Below are 16,467 nucleotides of genomic sequence, written 5' to 3'. Positions count from 1 at the left end.
CACCGCCATGCCGGCTGCGAAAAATAAATTTAAGGCCGCATTGCAGGGGGGGCTGCCGCAGATCGGTCTCTGGCTGAACATGGCCGAGGCCCTGCCGGCCGAGATTGCCGGTCATGCGGGCTTCGACTGGCTCGTCATCGACGGTGAACATGGTCCCAACGACCTGCGCAGCATCATGTCCCAGCTCCAGGCGCTCTCGGCGTCGCCTTCCGAAATCGTGGTTCGTCCTCCGGTCGGCGAAACCTGGATCATCAAGCAGCTCCTCGATGTCGGCGCCCGCACACTTCTCGTGCCCATGGTTGATTCGGCCGAGCAGGCGCAGGAGCTCGTGCGTGCCGTCCGGTATCCGCCTGCCGGCAAGCGCGGATTGGGTGCAGCCGTCGCGCGCGCCTCGCAATTCAACGCGATTGGCGACTACACGGAAACGGCAGACGACGAGATCTGCCTTCTCGTCCAGGCCGAAACCAGGGCCGCAATCGCGGATCTGGAGCGAATCGCTGCGGTGGAGGGTGTCGATGGCGTCTTTATCGGCCCGGCTGATCTGTCCGCCGACATGGGCTACCGGGGTCGTACCGAAGCGCCGGAAGTGCAGCAGGTGATCGAGACCGCGATTGGGCGAATCATAGCGGCTGGCAAGCCGGCCGGCATTTTGACCTTCAATGAGGCGCTGAATCGGCGCTATATTGATCTCGGCGCCAGTTTTGTCGCCGTCGGCGCCGACGTTACCGAATATGCTGCCGCATTACGGGCCCTTGCCGGCCGCTATGGGCGCGGAATAGGCGCTCCCACCCTTCCTTCCGGCTACTGACCCGAGGCAGGCGCCGCTGGCTTGGCCGAGGTGGAAGCAATCCTTTCCCGCAGGAATTTTGATATTCCGCCAAAAGGCCTTGCCATCCATAACGTTTCGCAATAATCAGGCCGCACCGGAGAGGTGGCCGAGTGGTCGAAGGCGCTCCCCTGCTAAGGGAGTATACCCGAGAGGGTATCGTGGGTTCGAATCCCATCTTCTCCGCCATTCCCGATATTTCCCCTATTCAGCTATAACTACAAAAGTTCATCTGTAACTTCATGTAGTCTTCTGTGTCGGTCCGAATCGCGCCGATGTTTCCGTGCAGTATTGCTGCGCCAGCGCGAGGCATTAAGTCTCTGGCTTATTGAGCGTTTTCTTAACAAAACCTAAATAAAATAGGGCCTTCCAAGCAGACTTTGTGTCCTTTCGGTCACATCATTTGCGGAAGCTGGCACGGCGGGCCACGTTCTTCTCACTTCCAGATTGCAAGCGCTTGGCCGTTTTGTATTTTCACCCTCGGAAGCGAGGCGGTGGATCGTCCTTCTTCCAGCATGGACGGGGATGGGGCAGGGAAAGCTGTCCTTCAGCGAAAAGAACCCAGACCCTTTTTAAACTTTGACTGGAGGTCAACAATGAACATCAAGAGCCTACTTCTCGGCTCCGCTGCAGCTCTTGCTGCAGTATCTGGCGCCCAGGCAGCTGACGCTATCGTTGCTGCTGAGCCTGAGCCAATGGAATACGTTCGCGTTTGCGACGCATTTGGCAAGGGTTACTTCTATATTCCTGGCACCGAAACCTGCCTCAAGATTGGCGGTTACGTCCGTTTCCAGGTTGATTTCGACGACGTTGATGATGTCGTGGCTGGTGCTGGTGGTGCAGTCATCGACATCGACGACGACAACTGGAATGCTCGTACGCGCGCACTCATCAATGTATCTGCTAAGAGCGACACCGAATACGGCGCCCTCAGCTCCTATATCGCGCTCCGCTCCTGGGCAGAAGGCGACTACGTTGGCGACGGCGAAGGTGAGCTGAACGAACTTGAAATCGACGAAGCTTACATCACGCTTGGCGGCTTTAAGGTCGGTTACGCTTACAACTACTGGGATATCGGCCTTTCTGGCGAGACCGATGATCTGGGTTCTAACCGTATCAACCAGATTGGTTATGAATATACGAGTGAGACGATCAAGGCAGGCATCTTCGTCGATGAGTTGACCGGTCACTACACCGAAAATGACTTCGGCGCTGCTCTCGGAACCACCGACGGCTACGGCAATGACGGTGTTGGCATCGAAGCAATGGTTTCCGGCGCATTTGGCCCCATTTCGGCCTCCTTGCTCGGTGGTTACGACTTTGCAGCTGAAGACGGTTCAATCCGCGGCATCGTGTCCGGCAAGATCGGCACCGGTACGCTCAGCGTTGCTGGTATCTATTCGACCGGCGCCAATGCCTACTACGACCTGGCGGAGTGGACTGTTGCTGCCGAATACGCTGTCAAGCTCGGCGACAAGTTCACGATCACCCCGGCCTTCCAGTATTGGGATAGCCTCGACGCCGATCTCTCCGGCGACTTCGGCGGTGACCGCAATGCATGGCGCGCTGGCGTCACCCTCGACTACAAGATCGTCGAAGGTCTGACCTCCAAGGTCAGCCTCCAGTACACCGACATGGACGACGACGGCGACATCAGCGACGACGAGGAAGTGTTCAGCGGCTTCGTCCGTCTGCAGCGCACCTTCTAATCAGCGCTTTCGTTCAAGACAGAAGCCCGGCATGTTTGCCGGGCTTTTCTTGTTTCGGCACGGATGCGCCGGTTGAGATGGACGATGACAGTGCTTTTCCCGTTTACCCTTCGTTTACTTTCACCTGAAAAACGGCGCCTGAAGCCCCAAACTAGTGCAAGTCGGCAACAGGTACCCCCAAATGGCTGGGCGATTGTTTGAGTTTGAGCAGTTAAAGATTGTTGTCATCTGAGCTTCCGGTAAATTGCACTTGTGACGAGGTTAGAATCGTAATCCGCACAGAAGTTTGGGTTGGCGCTGTCGATTTGATGTCATCGCTTAGCCTGGTGCAAAACTTGACTTGGAGGTCAAACATGAACCTGAAGAGCCTTCTCCTTGGCTCCGCTGCGGCCCTCGCAGCAGTGTCCGGCGCTCACGCCGCCGACGCCATCGTAGCCGCTGAGCCGGAGCCGATGGAATATGTGCGCGTTTGCGACGCATTCGGTACCGGCTATTTCTACATCCCCGGCACTGAAACCTGCCTCAAGATCGGCGGTTACGTCCGTTTCGAAGTACAGTTCGACGACGTTGACGACGGTGACAACTGGAACGCACGTACGCGCGCTCTGCTGAACTTCGAAACCAAGAGCGATACGGAATACGGCGCCCTCGGCTCGTACATCGCAATCCGCTCTTGGGCAGAAGGCGACTATGTCGGTGACGGCGAAGGTGAGCGCAACGAGCTTGAGATTGACGAAGCGTACATCACGCTCGGCGGCTTCAAGGTTGGTTACATGTACAACTACTGGGACGTTGATCTCTCGGGTGAAACCGACGACATCGGTTCCAACCGCATCAACTCGATCGGTTACAACTACACTGGCGACACTATCAGCGCTGGCGTATTTATCGACGAGCTGACCGGTCGCTACTCTGAAGTTCAGGATCTTGGCGGCGTCAACGACCGTTATAGCGACAACGATGGCGTTGGTATCGAAGCTCAGATCTCTGGCGCTTTCGGCCCGGTATCTGCTGCATTGCTCGGCGGTTACGACTTCCACGTCAACGACGGCTCGATCCGTGCGATCCTGTCTGCTGACGTTGGTCCTGGCACGCTGAGCGGCGCCGGCATCTACTCCACCGGCGCAAACGCGTACTACGACCGTGCCGAGTGGACTGTTGCCGTTCAGTACGCTGCAAAGCTCGGCGACAAGTTCACGATCACCCCTGGCTTCCAGTACTTCGATACGATCGATTACGATACGGACGGTGACTTCGTTGGCGACCGTGATGCATGGCGCGCTGGCGTGACCCTCGACTACAAGATCACTGACGGTCTGACGTCGAAGGTAAGCCTGCAGTACGACGACCGGGATGACGAAGAAGAGACCTTCAGCGGCTTCGTCCGTCTGCAGCGCTCGTTCTAATCGACCGAACGTTGGTAATTGGAAAAGCCCGGACTTGGTCCGGGCTTTTTCGTTTGGAGCATAAATAGCGGGACTTGCTGTTAAACCAAATGCGCGGCCCTGGTGGGCCAGTGCATTTCCGTTTCCTTCACATCTCCGCTTACGGGCAGTCGGGGTTGATCTTTTCCGACGAAGAGGCAGTCTTGCCTGCAGTGCCGGCACCGGGCGTGCCAGCCGGGCAATCGGCGGAAGTCCCGGAAGCGGAAGTACCGGACGTGCCATCATTGGCGCCGGACGTCGTGCTTTGAGTCGTAGTCGGGTCGGTTGCCATAGAGGAACTGTTGTCCATCGGCTGAGAAGCTGCCGGCGGCATCTGCGTATTAGTGCTGGAATTATCTGAGCCACCCTGCCCGGAAGAGCCGGATGAGTTTTGGGCAAGTGCGGACGAGGCGAGTGCGAGCGAAAATGCTGCTGCGGTTATAAGCTTGTTCATGATCATCCTCCAGGGTTAACGACTTTTCTTGTCTCGGTGACACAAGCAGAACTCGTGGTGGCGGGTGATGTTCCGCAGGACCTACCCAAGGAAAAGGGTGGTACAGGCGTCTTTGGTAGAGAATTAGCTAATATATTGATTTCAAGGGAATATCGAGGCTATAAAGTGACGCGGCTTCTGAGCCTGCGACGCAAAAACGGCCAAACAAGTGCCCCACTTCACACAGCTGTGATCGCCCTATACTGCATAAATTAATCGAACCGGAAGTTTACAGGCGCCCGAAGCGAAGATCAGATTCAATATCGGCTTTCTGCCCGAGCCGTGTTTTATAGACCTGATAGTTTTCCATCACCCGCTGAACGTAGTTTCGCGTTTCCGGAAACGGTATCCGCTCGATCCAGTCGACCACCTCGTCGATGGACTTGCCGCGAGGATCGCCATAACGCTCGATCCAATCATTCACCCGCCGCGGTCCGGCATTATAGGCGATGAAGGTGAGGATATAGGAGCCGCCGAAGGTGTCGATCTGCTCCCCGAGATAATGGGCGCCGAGCGTCGCATTATAAGCGGCATCTGTGGTGAGCTTTTCGGTCTGGAAGCTGATGCCGTGCCGCTTTGCCACTCCCTGCGCCGTGGTCGGCAGGATTTGCAGCAGACCGCGGGCATTGGCGGGTGAAATTGCCGCCGGGTTAAAGGCGCTTTCCTGTCGTGCAATCGCATAAGCCAGGGCCTTGCCGGATCCGGCAATATTAGCGTCGGTCGGAATGACACCAACGGGGAATGCCAGGGCCGCTACGTTCACGCCGCGACCGAAGGCCGTCTTGCCGATTTGCAGCGCCAGCGCGTGGTCGCCCTGAACCTCGGCACGGCTCGCAAGCAGCGCGAGTTCGCCGGGACTGTTCATTTCCTCGGCCAGCGCCCGGTAGAGTGCGGAGGCTCGCCTGTCATGGCCGGCGGCATCCAGCCTCGCAATCGCCTGCACCACTTCGCGCGCCTCGAATTTTTGGCGATCGACAGCACTGGGAGAGGGATAGGTCACGTCCAGGGTGCGGATGTCCATGCGCGTTGCAGCCAGCTGACCGTAGAAGGTGCCAGGATATTGGGCGGCCTTCTTGTAGAAATCATGGGCATTGCCTGGTGCGCCGTCTTCGGCGGCACGGCCGAGCCAGTACCAGGCACGGGAAGCGGAAAGCGGTCGGCTGGAGGCGTCCAGGATCTTGCGGAAATGGGTTTCGGCGCTTGCCGGGTCTTTCAATGCGCGCAGGGCATACCAGCCGGCGTGGAATTCTGCGTCGGCCTTGTCGGGGCCGGACGTCGCCACATGATTGGCGACCGTGCGATAGGCGAGCTTGAAATCGCCCTGGTCCGCCAAACCGCGCGCCACGATGCGCCGCTCGTTCCACCATTCGCCGGTGCTGATCAGCTTGGCCGGGTCGCGAGTCACCCGTTCCAGCAGTTGCGCGGCCTCACGGTACTTCTCCTGCCGTCGCAGATGTTCGATCCTGGCAAAGGCCAAGCCGGGATCGCTCGCCAGCGATCCATCGACTGCCGAAAGAAGCGCCTCGGCATTCTTGGCATTCGCGGTGACGGCGCTCCACGCCATGTAAAGAGAATGAGCCTCGCCCATGTCGGCAAAACGCTTCGCCTGGGCCGTGCGGCCACGATACATCAGGCAGTCCATACGCGCCCGGTGGTCGGCCGGGCTGAATAGCGCCGAAAACTCGCGCAGGATCCTGTCTTCAATGTTCTTGTCCAGCGCTTCGGAAACCCAGATGCCGCGCAGGGTGCGGGAGGCATCGGCTATCTTGCCGCTGGCAACCAAAGCGCGCGCCAGGATGATCGTCCCTTCTGTGGTTTCCGGCTTTGTCGATCCGAACGCCGCCAGCACGTCTAAAGCCGGAGGATTTTCGCGGTACAGCGCCCGTTCCGACTGAGCCCGCAACCCGCTAAGGCCTGGCCACCCTTTAAGCCTTGTTTGAGCTGCAGCAATGTCGCCGGACGGCACACCAGCCAGACCGGAACTGGCGATCGCCCAGGTGAGGATATGGTTGTCGAGCGAACCTTCCGGCAGGCTGTCGCGTGCCGTCAGTGCCGCTGCTGCATTATTGTTGGAAAGCGCGTCAAGGCCGGCCTTCAAAGCGGTTGTCGGGGCAACGCGGTTCATCCGCGGAATGGCACCGGTAATATCGGGTACCGGCATGGCGGTTGGCATCGGCGTGGGGATGGGTGTCGGCGCATCCGGCCGCACGAAGGGCAGGGGCGCGATGCTGTCGGTCGGCGGAGCGGCAAAGCTGAGGCTACTCGCGGCACCCAGCCCCAAGGCAGCAAGGATCAGAACAGGCTTGTTCATCCGGCAACTCGCGACAAAGACACTGATCCCCTATTAGCTGCCGATCGGTTTAACGAAACCTTACCACGTTTATGAAAATGCATGCTTCCTTATATGGAATTCCGCATGGAATCCTGCGCGCTTGCGCTTGTCGCCGCTGTGCCGCCGCTTTATGGTGCCCGACCTTATAGTTGCGGATTGCGGCCGAAGCGTGGACTGCGGCCCAGGGAGTTATGAATGTTCAAGGGATCGATCCCCGCTCTTGTTACCCCTTTCACGAACGGCGGCGCGGTGGATGAAGAGGCCTTTGCCAGCCATGTGGAATGGCAGATCGACGAGGGCAGCAATGGCCTCGTTCCGGTCGGCACGACGGGGGAATCGCCGACGCTGTCGCATGACGAGCACAAGCGCGTCGTCGAGCTCTGCGTCGAAGTGGCCAGGAAGCGTGTTCCGGTGATTGCCGGCGCCGGCTCCAACAATACTCGCGAAGCGATCGAACTGGCACAGCATGCGCAGACGGCTGGTGCCGACGCCATCCTGGTGGTGACCCCCTATTACAACAAGCCGACGCAGAAAGGTCTGTTCGCCCATTTCTCATCAATCGCCGAGGCGGTGGAACTTCCCATCATCATCTACAATATCCCCGGTCGCTCGGTCATCGACATGTCGCCGGAGACCATGGGCGCGCTGGCCAGGGCGCATGACAATATCGCCGGCGTCAAGGACGCGACCGGCAAGATCGAGCGGGTTTCGGAGCAGCGCATCACCTGCGGCACGGATTTCGTCCAGCTTTCCGGCGAGGATGCGACCGCACTTGGCTTCAACGCCCATGGCGGCACCGGCTGCATTTCGGTCACCGCCAATGTGGCACCGCGCCTTTGCGCCGATTTCCAGGCAGCGACGCTTGCCGGCGATTATGCCAAGGCGCTGGAATATCAGGATCGCCTGATGCCGCTTCATAAGGCGATCTTCATGGAGCCCGGTCTTTGCGGTGCGAAATATGGCCTGAACCGGCTGCGCGGCATGAACCGCACCGTTCGCTCGCCGCTGATGTCGAGCCTCGAGCCTGCCACCGAAGCTGCGATCGATGCGGCCCTGGTTCATGCCGGCCTCTTGAACTGAGGGCGGCGAGCCTGCCTCCTTCACTTTCGGCCTGCGTCGCATTACATACACAGTTCCCGCTCATCGCATCCCGCCCTCGGGCGACGGGCGGGAATTTGTTTTTCATGATCATGGTTTCGGGACCACAGGTCTCGAAACGGCAGGGCGGAACGGATTGAAGTTATGGCACCCAGAGGCAGCCAGCGTACGATAAACAAGATTGTCGCGGAAAACCGCAAGGCCCGCTTCAACTACGAGATCATCGACACTTACGAGGCCGGCCTGGTGCTGACCGGCACGGAGGTCAAATCCCTTCGCGAAGGCAAGGCAAATATTGCCGAATCCTACGCTTCCGATGAAGGCGCCGAGATTTGGCTGATCAATTCGCATCTGCCTGAATATCTGCAGGCTAACCGCTTCAATCACGAGCCGCGCCGCCGTCGCAAGCTGCTGCTCTCGAAGCGCGAGATCAACAAGTTGCGGACCGGCATCAACCGCGAGGGCATGACGCTCGTGCCGCTGAAGATCTATTTCAACGAAAAGGGCCGCGCTAAGCTCGAACTGGCCCTCGCCAAGGGCAAGAAGCTGCACGACAAGCGCGAGACCGAGAAGGAACGCGACTGGAACCGCCAGAAGTCGCGGCTCCTGAAGGCGCACTAAAGCGAAAAATCCTGCTTTGGCGGCTGCCTTAGCCAATGGCTTCGGTTGTCTGCTGTCGCAGCTCTGCATCGGGCTCAAGAAACTCCGGCCATTCCTCCTCGTTAGACTAGGAAGCGCAGGAGGCCCTGATGAAGGCGGCAACCAAGAAGATCATCGCCGATGCGATCGGCGACCGTAAAATCCTGAAGCTGCGCTACAAGGATGTGGAGCGCGTCGTGCGGCCGCATATTCTCGGCTATGTGGGCCATGACGATGCGCTGGCGCTGAGCGGCTGGCAGGTGGAAGGCACAGGAACCGGGTGGCGACTGTTTCATCTTGAGGATATCCACGCCATGGCGCCGACAGAGCAGCGCTTTCACCGTACAGCGCCAGGCTATAATCGCAACGATCCGGCGTTTTCGCACATCCTCAATCGGATCTGACAAGCATCAGGAACAAAATTGCAGTCCACTCGTTGCGTTCCATCTTGCAGGCAGGGTGGGCGAAGACAGGGCGGGAAATGACGCGAAAGACGATACTGACCTATGGCATGCTGGTGATCGGCCTCGGTGCTGCCGGCTACCTGCTTTACCAGACTTTTCGCGAGCATAGCTTGTCCGAGATCGTCGAATCCGTCCGGGCTATCCCGACAGTCCACCTGGCGATCGCTCTTCTTTACGCCTTCGGCTCCTATCTGTGCCTCACCGGCTTTGACTGGGCAGGCGTCCGCTACGTCAAGAACGACCTTTCCTACCCGAAGATCGGGCTGGCTTCCTTCATTGCCCTGTCCATCGGCCAGAGTGTTGGCCTGTCCGGCTTGAGCAGCGGCGCACTCCGCTACCGTTACTATGCCCATTGGGGCATGAATACGGAGGATGTCGCGAAGATCGTGCTGCTGTCCGGCGTCACGGTCGGCATCGGCATGGCCATGCTGACCGGCATCATCATGGTGCTCAACCCCAAGGATGCCGCCTCCGTGCTGCGCCTGAGCGAAGGCGTCGTGGTCGGCATCGGCATCGGCTGTCTGGCCGCCACGGCGGGTTATCTGGCGCTGGCAGCCTTCGCCCGCACGCCGGTCAAGATCCGCAAATGGACTTTCCAGATGCCCACATTGAAGATCGCCATTGCCCAGGTGGTGATCGGAACGATCAATTTTGCTCTCGTTTCCGCCTGCCTGCGCGAGGTGATGGCGGCGAGTGCCGATGTGAGCTATCTCAAGGCCGCGACGGCTTTCGTTCTGGCCAATCTCGCCATCCTCATCACCCATGCACCGGGTGGTCTCGGTGTGCTGGAGGCGACAGTGCGCCATGTGATGGGAGATCAGGCTTCGATTGGCTCGCTCGTCGCCTTTCGGGTCATCTACTTCTTCATTCCCTTCTTTATCGGCCTGCCGCTGTCGCTGATCGTCGAGGCGGTGTTCCGCACCCGCAAGGCTCGCAAGGCCGGCCAATCGGGCCTGGAGATGCGAGAGACTGCCTCCGCCTGAGCTGCGTGGAGCCAGCCAAGGATAGCGGGGATACCGGGCAAAAGTCTCATATTGCAAAGCGGCACCGTAACATCCGCTCTCGGATAGGGTTATTCTGCTGCCCATCCTATGGAGCGGAACATGACCAAATTGACGAAAGCTGAAGCGTCCGAGCGTCTTCAAGCAGCGCTCGCAATCCTGGGCGAGGAGGATTGCGACGAGAAGCAATATGACCAGAGGATGAAGTGGGCAAGGATCATGCTGCAGCGGGCGATCCAAGAGCCGTCAGCCATGGCTAACGACGTCGCTAATGATCTGGCTTGAACATCTGAAATCGGCAGACCGTCGAAGGGCAACTGAAGACGAAGGGCTGGAGAATGTGCCTCCTATCGCTGCCTGACTAAGTCGCCCATGACATTTCCCGCCATTCGCCTCTCGTGTTCCAGCAGCCAGCGCTTGCGCCATAGTCCGCCGCCGTAGCCGGTAAGGCTGCCGTCCGCTCCCATGACCCGGTGGCAGGGAATGACGATGGCGATCTGATTGGCGCCGTTTGCGCCGGCAATGGCGCGCGTGGAGGAAGGAAGAGCGAGCTCCGCGGCGACCGAGCCATAGGTGCGCACCGTGCCGACCGGAATTGCGCGCAGCGCCTCCCAGACGCGCCGTTGGAACGGCGATCCATGACCGGCAAGCCGTGTCGAAAAGCCAAGATCCTCACCGGCAAAATAAGTCTTGAGCTCCATCTCGATCTGGTCGATCGGCGCATGCCGGCCCATGACGATGCCGCTGCCGGTGCAGGTCTGCAATTTGCGGATTTCGGCCGGCAATGCCCTGCGTTCGGCAAATTCAAGGAGGTGAAGGCAATGCTGGTCGGCGACGGCAAGCATCGGGCCGATCGGCGTTTCGAGCCAGTCGGCCTTCAGCAGGGTCTTGTCGCGCATGCCGGCGGGCGCCGTTCCGAACAGTCTTGCGATGGCGGATCGAAACCCGCTGTCGGATTCGAAGCCCGCATCCAGTTGCGCATCGATAACGCTGGCGCCCTGCTGCAGCGTTTCTGCCGCCTTGCCCATCCGCCTCAGCCTGGCGATTTCGAGGAAGCTCATGCCGAACTGCCGCTTGAAGGCGCGCCTCGCCGTGGATGGATCCAACCCGAGCGAGACGACGTCATCCTCGTTCCATCGTCGAAGCGGTTCGTCCTCCAGCGCCGCCAGGAGTTTGGTCACCACCGGATCGGTTTCGCCGAATTTCAGCATCGGCCGGCAGCGGTAGCAGGGGCGAAATCCGGCCTCCAGGCATCCCGCAATCGTCTCGTAGAAAATGGTGTTTTCGCGCTTCGGCTTGCGCGCCGGGCAGGTGAGGCGGCAGAAAATGCCGGTGGTCTTCACGGCCACCCAGGCAAAGCCTTCATAAGCGGCGTCGCGCGCCAGCAGCGCGTCGTACAGGATGTCGTCCGAGGGGCGTTCGAAAAGCATGTCACCTTCCTAGCCCGAAACGAAAACAGGCGCCGCCGAAAAACGGGCGCCTATTTTCTCCGTGGGAAACAAGACTAGGCTTCGGCGGTCTCCACCGGCTCCTGCGGTCGGGCCGGACGCTCTGAAGGGTCACGACCGACTTCCGCCTTCAGGGTGATGAGGTCGATGAAATGATCGGCCTGCCGGCGAAGGTCGTCGGCGATCATCGGCGGCTGCGTCGCCATGGTGGACACTACGGAAACCTTGCGTCCCTTGCGCTGCAGCGCTTCCACCAGCGTGGTGAAATCCCCGTCGCCGGAGAAAATCACCAGATGGTCGACGGTCTCGGACTGTTCCATCGCATCGATGGCCAGTTCGATATCCATATTGCCCTTGATCTTGCGGCGCCCGAGCGAGTCGGTGAACTCCTTGGCCGGCTTGGTGACCACCTTGTACCCGTTATAGTCGAGCCAGTCGATCAGCGGCCGAATGGAGGAATATTCCTGATCTTCGATGAGCGCGGTATAATAATAGGCCCTGAGAAGATAACCGCGCTTCTGGAAAGACTTCAGCAGTTTTCTGTAGTCTATATCGAAGCCAAGGCTTTTCGACGCGGCATAAAGATTGGCGCCGTCAATAAAGAGAGCAATCTTCTCTCTTGGGTCAAACATTCTTCCTCCATCCCTTTTTTAAAACCTGCAAAGCAGGAACCGCCGTGAAACGAAAAGTTGCACTGCAGGCCGCAGAATAATCCACTACATTACGAACTATTCATATATCCGTCATTTATGGCAGGATTCGCGATAATCCAAGCAACCCTTCGTTGAATTCGTCACTCCTCTGACGAAGTTCATGGGGCTGCTGGATGCCTGCCGGCAGGAAAAACTTGAATTTCCCCTGCATTGGCTGTATCGGGCGTAGCAATTCCGGAAATCACGACCGTAAAGGACAGGCAATGGCCCGTGTCACAGTAGAAGATTGCATCGACAAAGTCGACAACCGTTTTGAGCTGGTCCTGCTCGCGAGCCACCGCGCACGCCAGATTTCTCAGGGCGCTTCGATCACGATCGACCGCGACAATGACAAGAACCCGGTCGTTGCCCTGCGCGAAATTGCCGACGAGACCCTGTCGCCGGACGACCTGAAGGAAGACCTGATCCATTCGCTGCAGAAGCATGTAGAAGTCGACGAGCCCGAGCCCGATCCGGCTTCGCTGATCGCCGCCGGCGGTGTTTCGGTCGCCGCCGACCAGGAAGACGATGACCAGCCGGAAACCGTCACCTTCGATCAGATGTCGGAAGAGGAACTGCTGGCCGGTATCGAAGGTCTCGTGCCGCCGGAAAAGAGCGACGACTACTAAGCGATATATCGCTTCGGAAATATATCGTTCATTCTCTCGCCCTAATCTGATTGTCTGCATTATGATGGCGGCGCCAATCTGTCGGTTGGCGCGCCATTTTTTATTTTCCTCCAGCAGCATCGAGGGCGTGTTCAAGGATGATGAGGCAGTACGAGCTTGTGGAGCGGGTACAAAAGTACAAACCCGATGCCAATGAAGCTCTTCTCAACAAGGCCTATGTTTATGCCATGCAGAAGCATGGCCAGCAGAAGCGTGCGAGCGGCGATCCCTATATTTCGCATCCGCTCGAAGTGGCCGCCATCCTCACCGACATGCATCTCGACGAGTCGACCATCGCTGTCGCTCTTCTTCACGACACGATCGAGGATACCACCGCCACCCGCGCCGAGATCGACGAATTGTTCGGCGAGGATATCGGCCGGCTGGTCGAGGGCCTCACCAAGCTGAAGCGCCTCGACCTCGTGTCGAAAAAGGCCAAGCAGGCGGAAAACCTGCGCAAGCTGCTGCTCGCCATTTCCGACGACGTACGCGTCCTGCTCGTCAAGCTCGCCGACCGGCTGCACAATATGCGCACGCTGGAGCATATGAAGGCCGAGCAGAAGGCCCGCATTTCCGAAGAAACCATGGAAATCTATGCGCCGCTTGCCGGCCGCATGGGCATGCAGGACATGCGCGACGAACTGGAAGACCTGTCCTTCCGCTACATGAACCCGGAAGCCTACGAGACGGTCACTGGGCGGCTGGACGATCTGTCGGCCCGCAATGAGGGCCTGATCAAGAAGATCGAGGACGAATTACGCGAGCTGCTGGTCGCCAATGGCCTTGTCGACGCGGTCGTCAAAGGGCGGCAGAAGAAACCCTATTCGATCTTCCGCAAGATGCAGTCGAAATCGCTGTCCTTTGAGCAGCTGTCCGACCTTTACGGATTTCGTATCGTGGTGGGCGACATTCCATCCTGTTATCGGGCGCTCGGCATCGTCCATACCCGTTGGCGGGTCGTGCCCGGCCGCTTCAAGGATTACATCTCCAACCCGAAGCAGAACGACTACCGCTCCATCCACACCACCATTGTCGGGCCGTCACGGCAGCGTATCGAAACGCAGATCCGCACCCAGCTGATGCAGGAGATTGCCGAATACGGTATCGCCGCCCATGCGCTCTACAAGGACGGCCAGACCGGCGAAAAGGGTGGCGGCGAGCTTCTGCCGCGCGAATCCAACGCCTATTCCTGGCTGCGCCATACGATTGAATCGCTTGCCGAAGGCGACAATCCGGAAGAATTTCTGGAGCACACCAAGCTCGAACTCTTCCAGGACCAGGTTTTCTGTTTCACGCCGAAGGGCAAGCTGATCGCCTTGCCGCGCGGCGCAACGCCGATCGACTTTGCTTATGCCGTCCATACTAATATTGGCGATACCACGGTCGGCGCCAAGATCAACGGTCGCATCATGCCGTTGGTCACGCGCCTCAACAACGGCGACGAGGTAGAGATCATCCGCTCTGGCGTGCAGGTGCCGCCGGCCGCATGGGAAGAAATCGTCGTCACCGGCAAGGCACGCTCGGCCATTCGGCGCGCGACGAGGGTGGCGATCCGTAAGCAGTATACCGGGCTTGGCCACCGCATCCTGGAGCGCACTTTCGAGCGGGCCGGCAAGATATTTACGCGCGAAAACCTGAAGCCGGCGCTGCATCGGCTAGCTCACAAGGATGTCGAGGACGCGATTGCCGCCGTCGGACGCGGCGAGCTTTCCTCGCTCGACGTGCTGCGTGCCGTGTATCCGGATTATAAGGATGAGCGGATCACGGTAAAGCCGGCCGCCGACGAAGGCTGGTTCAACATGCGCTCGGCAACTGGCATGATGTTCAAGCTGCCCGACCAGCCTAAGGTCGTCCTTCCGGGGGTGGCAGGCGAACGTGACCTCGAACCTCTGCCGATCCGCGGGCTATCGGCCAATATGGAAGTCACCTTCGCGCCCAATGGCGCCGTTCCGGGCGACCGCATCGTCGGCATCATGGAGCGCGAAAAGGGGATCACCATCTATCCCATCCAGGCCTCTGCCCTGCAGCGATACGACGATCAGCCGGAACGTTGGATTGACGTTCGATGGGATCTCGACCAAGCCAACAAGTCGCGCTTTCCCGCGCATATCTTCGTCAATACGCTGAATGAGCCGGGCACCTTGGCGACTGTTGCCCAGACGATTGCGCGGCTCGACATCAATATCCGGCAGATGAGCATGGGAAGCAACCGGGCCGCCGACTTCTCCGAGATCGAGATGGAGCTTGAGGTTTGGGATCTGCGTCAGCTTAACCAGTTGCTGCTGCAGTTGAAGGAACTCGACTGCGTCTCGAATGTAAAACGGGTTTATGATTGATCAGACGCGCTGACGCATGTCGTCGTCTGAAGCTTGACTGAAGTACGAACGGCCGCACCCGGGATGCGGCCGTCTTTAGATTATGAGCGAAGCGCTTAAACCGCCCCGCGCGTCTCGACGTAAAGCGCATAAACAGAATGGCTGCTTGCCATGTAGAGGCGGTTCCTCTTCGGGCCGCCGAAGACCAGATTGGGGCAGCGCTCTGGCAGTTTGATGAAGCCTATTGCCTTGCCTTCCTTGTTGAAGATTTTGACGCCATTCAGGTCCTCGGGCCTGGCGCCGGCAGCACCGTTCGATCCCCAGCCGCACCACAAATTGCCGTCGACGTCCACCTTGAAGCCATCGAGGCCGCCATTATCATCCGCCGTCACAAGCGCCCTCTTGTTCGACAGCTTCACGCCATCGGCGGCCACGTCATAGGACCAGAGGATCCGATAGGGAGTCGCACGGCCTTCCACCACATAGAGCTTCTTCTCGTCTTCAGAAAAAGCGATGCCGTTTGGGCCCTTGAGCTCGTCGGTAACGAGATTGAGCTTTCCGTCCGGCAAGATGCAGTAAACGGAATGAGGAAGCTCGGACTGTGCCTTTTCGCCCTCCCATTCGCCGGCAATTCCGAAGGGCGGATCGGTAAACCAGATCGAGCCATCGGATTTGCAGATGATGTCGTTCGGCGAATTCAGCTTCTTGCCCATGTAATTGTCGGCCAGAATCGTAATGGAGCCGTCATATTCGGTGCGGGTGACGCGGCGGGTCAGGTGCTCGCAGGAAAGCAGCCGGCCCTGGCGGTCGCGGGCATGGCCGTTGGCATAGTTTGAATTGGCGTTGAAGACGCTCCAAGTCTCGTTGGACTCGTCATATTTCATGACACGGTTGTTGGGAATGTCGCTGACGAGCAGGTACCGGCCATCGCCGAACCACACCGGGCCTTCCAGCCAGCGAGCGCCGGTGGCAACCTGTTCCAGCGATGAACTCGCAACCCTGTATTTGGCAAAGCTCGGATCAAGAACCTGGATCGATGGATCAGGGTAGATCGGGCTTGGCGTGAAGCTGATAGCCTGAGCCGAAGCCAGGCCAGGAGCGGCCCCGGCGGCAAGTGCTGCCGCAGACAAGGCCATGAGGTTACGTCGGGAGACATCCACGCGTGAAAATCCTTTACTGGAAAATTATGATTTCATATCGGGCGCCCGCGCAGGCGGGAGAGCGGCAATCATGGCTCATCTCCTCTTACCGGCCGCGCATTTCGCACTGCAATACGAAGCGATGCCCGTTTGACTGCTTGGTTAAGCGTCCGTGACCGGCGGATTACCAGATCAATGTGCCGCGTTTATCGAGTTGAC

15 protein-coding genes and 1 tRNA gene are annotated in these 16,467 nt (G+C 58.9%); 11 read left to right on the top strand and 5 right to left on the bottom strand.

Features of this window, described 5'->3' with window-relative positions; genetic code table 11:
* Window positions 1-7: 7 nt before the first annotated feature.
* The 4 genes from E2F50_RS09850 to E2F50_RS09835 all read left to right on the top strand — a co-directional run bounded on the left by E2F50_RS09850 (window position 8) and on the right by E2F50_RS09835 (window position 3,941).
* Complete coding sequence (locus tag E2F50_RS09850; protein ID WP_133315951.1) at window positions 8-808, top strand: aldolase/citrate lyase family protein; 801 nt, start codon at window positions 8-10, stop codon at window positions 806-808.
* A 117-nt stretch (window positions 809-925) separates the two neighbouring features.
* A tRNA-Ser gene (locus tag E2F50_RS09845) sits at window positions 926-1,015 on the top strand.
* A gap of 407 nt (window positions 1,016-1,422) precedes the next feature.
* Window positions 1,423-2,535: a porin gene (locus tag E2F50_RS09840; protein ID WP_133315950.1), complete on the top strand. Its 1,113-nt coding sequence runs from the start codon at window positions 1,423-1,425 to the stop codon at window positions 2,533-2,535.
* Between the two features lie 353 nt (window positions 2,536-2,888).
* A complete protein-coding gene (locus E2F50_RS09835) occupies window positions 2,889-3,941 on the top strand; it encodes a porin (protein WP_133315949.1) in 1,053 nt (350 codons plus the stop codon).
* Window positions 3,942-4,080: 139 nt separating this feature from the next.
* Here the strand turns inward: E2F50_RS09835 and E2F50_RS09830 are convergent, their stop codons facing one another.
* A complete protein-coding gene (locus tag E2F50_RS09830) occupies window positions 4,081-4,413 on the bottom strand; it encodes a hypothetical protein (protein ID WP_133315948.1) in 333 nt (110 codons plus the stop codon).
* 268 nt (window positions 4,414-4,681) lie between these two features.
* Window positions 4,682-6,763 (bottom strand): lytic transglycosylase domain-containing protein, encoded by a 2,082-nt coding sequence (locus E2F50_RS09825; RefSeq protein ID WP_133315947.1) that lies wholly within the window; start codon window positions 6,761-6,763, stop codon window positions 4,682-4,684.
* Window positions 6,764-6,979: 216 nt separating this feature from the next.
* On the opposite strand from E2F50_RS09825, the gene dapA reads away from it, so the two are divergent.
* The 5 genes from dapA (at window position 6,980) to E2F50_RS09800 (ending at window position 10,271) form a co-directional block, all read left to right on the top strand.
* Window positions 6,980-7,864, top strand: a complete 885-nt coding sequence (gene dapA / locus E2F50_RS09820) for a 4-hydroxy-tetrahydrodipicolinate synthase (RefSeq protein WP_133315946.1) — start codon at window positions 6,980-6,982, stop codon at window positions 7,862-7,864.
* A gap of 162 nt (window positions 7,865-8,026) precedes the next feature.
* A complete protein-coding gene (gene smpB / locus E2F50_RS09815; protein WP_133315945.1) occupies window positions 8,027-8,503 on the top strand; it encodes an SsrA-binding protein SmpB in 477 nt (158 codons plus the stop codon).
* A gap of 128 nt (window positions 8,504-8,631) precedes the next feature.
* Window positions 8,632-8,925, top strand: coding sequence for a WYL domain-containing protein (locus E2F50_RS09810; protein ID WP_133315944.1), 294 nt, complete (start codon window positions 8,632-8,634; stop codon window positions 8,923-8,925).
* Window positions 8,926-9,002: 77 nt separating this feature from the next.
* Window positions 9,003-9,968: a lysylphosphatidylglycerol synthase transmembrane domain-containing protein gene (locus E2F50_RS09805; protein WP_133315943.1), complete on the top strand. Its 966-nt coding sequence runs from the start codon at window positions 9,003-9,005 to the stop codon at window positions 9,966-9,968.
* Between the two features lie 120 nt (window positions 9,969-10,088).
* The gene (locus E2F50_RS09800; RefSeq protein WP_133315942.1) at window positions 10,089-10,271 is read left to right on the top strand and encodes a hypothetical protein; all 183 of its coding nucleotides are present in this window, start codon (window positions 10,089-10,091) and stop codon (window positions 10,269-10,271) included.
* Between the two features lie 62 nt (window positions 10,272-10,333).
* Here E2F50_RS09800 and E2F50_RS09795 read toward each other — a convergent pair whose 3' ends face one another.
* Both E2F50_RS09795 and E2F50_RS09790 read right to left on the bottom strand, forming a co-directional pair.
* Complete coding sequence (locus E2F50_RS09795) at window positions 10,334-11,416, bottom strand: bifunctional transcriptional activator/DNA repair enzyme AdaA (RefSeq protein WP_133315941.1); 1,083 nt, start codon at window positions 11,414-11,416, stop codon at window positions 10,334-10,336.
* Window positions 11,417-11,490: 74 nt separating this feature from the next.
* A complete protein-coding gene (locus tag E2F50_RS09790) occupies window positions 11,491-12,066 on the bottom strand; it encodes a LabA-like NYN domain-containing protein (RefSeq protein WP_133315940.1) in 576 nt (191 codons plus the stop codon).
* Between the two features lie 284 nt (window positions 12,067-12,350).
* On the opposite strand from E2F50_RS09790, the gene rpoZ reads away from it, so the two are divergent.
* Both rpoZ and E2F50_RS09780 read left to right on the top strand, forming a co-directional pair.
* Window positions 12,351-12,755, top strand: a complete 405-nt coding sequence (gene rpoZ / locus E2F50_RS09785) for a DNA-directed RNA polymerase subunit omega (RefSeq protein WP_133315939.1) — start codon at window positions 12,351-12,353, stop codon at window positions 12,753-12,755.
* Between the two features lie 137 nt (window positions 12,756-12,892).
* Window positions 12,893-15,130 carry a RelA/SpoT family protein gene (locus tag E2F50_RS09780; RefSeq protein ID WP_133315938.1) on the top strand — a complete coding sequence of 746 codons (2,238 nt, stop codon included), beginning with the start codon at window positions 12,893-12,895 and terminating at the stop codon, window positions 15,128-15,130.
* Window positions 15,131-15,225: 95 nt separating this feature from the next.
* Here the strand turns inward: E2F50_RS09780 and E2F50_RS09775 are convergent, their stop codons facing one another.
* The gene (locus E2F50_RS09775; protein ID WP_133315937.1) at window positions 15,226-16,269 is read right to left on the bottom strand and encodes an SMP-30/gluconolactonase/LRE family protein; all 1,044 of its coding nucleotides are present in this window, start codon (window positions 16,267-16,269) and stop codon (window positions 15,226-15,228) included.
* Between the last annotated feature and the right edge of the window lie 198 nt (window positions 16,270-16,467).

Source organism: Rhizobium deserti (assembly GCF_004358025.1).
GTDB classification, from domain to species: domain Bacteria; phylum Pseudomonadota; class Alphaproteobacteria; order Rhizobiales; family Rhizobiaceae; genus Neorhizobium; species Neorhizobium deserti.
This window is presented reverse-complemented; position numbering and strand designations above follow the sequence as displayed.

Excerpts from the sequence above, each read along its gene's own strand:
- dapA (WP_133315946.1), top strand. The coding sequence starts at position 6,980 with ATGTTCAAGGGATCGATCCCCGCTCTTGTTACCCCTTTCACGAACGGC.
- E2F50_RS09835 (WP_133315949.1), top strand. The coding sequence starts at position 2,889 with ATGAACCTGAAGAGCCTTCTCCTTGGCTCCGCTGCGGCCCTCGCAGCA.
- E2F50_RS09825 (WP_133315947.1), bottom strand. The coding sequence starts at position 6,763 with ATGAACAAGCCTGTTCTGATCCTTGCTGCCTTGGGGCTGGGTGCCGCG.
- E2F50_RS09805 (WP_133315943.1), top strand. The coding sequence starts at position 9,003 with ATGACGCGAAAGACGATACTGACCTATGGCATGCTGGTGATCGGCCTC.
- E2F50_RS09780 (WP_133315938.1), top strand. The coding sequence starts at position 12,893 with ATGATGAGGCAGTACGAGCTTGTGGAGCGGGTACAAAAGTACAAACCC.
- E2F50_RS09790 (WP_133315940.1), bottom strand. The coding sequence starts at position 12,066 with ATGTTTGACCCAAGAGAGAAGATTGCTCTCTTTATTGACGGCGCCAAT.
- smpB (WP_133315945.1), top strand. The coding sequence starts at position 8,027 with ATGGCACCCAGAGGCAGCCAGCGTACGATAAACAAGATTGTCGCGGAA.
- E2F50_RS09810 (WP_133315944.1), top strand. The coding sequence starts at position 8,632 with ATGAAGGCGGCAACCAAGAAGATCATCGCCGATGCGATCGGCGACCGT.
- E2F50_RS09800 (WP_133315942.1), top strand. The coding sequence starts at position 10,089 with ATGACCAAATTGACGAAAGCTGAAGCGTCCGAGCGTCTTCAAGCAGCG.
- E2F50_RS09840 (WP_133315950.1), top strand. The coding sequence starts at position 1,423 with ATGAACATCAAGAGCCTACTTCTCGGCTCCGCTGCAGCTCTTGCTGCA.
- rpoZ (WP_133315939.1), top strand. The coding sequence starts at position 12,351 with ATGGCCCGTGTCACAGTAGAAGATTGCATCGACAAAGTCGACAACCGT.
- E2F50_RS09850 (WP_133315951.1), top strand. The coding sequence starts at position 8 with ATGCCGGCTGCGAAAAATAAATTTAAGGCCGCATTGCAGGGGGGGCTG.
- E2F50_RS09795 (WP_133315941.1), bottom strand. The coding sequence starts at position 11,416 with ATGCTTTTCGAACGCCCCTCGGACGACATCCTGTACGACGCGCTGCTG.
- E2F50_RS09830 (WP_133315948.1), bottom strand. The coding sequence starts at position 4,413 with ATGAACAAGCTTATAACCGCAGCAGCATTTTCGCTCGCACTCGCCTCG.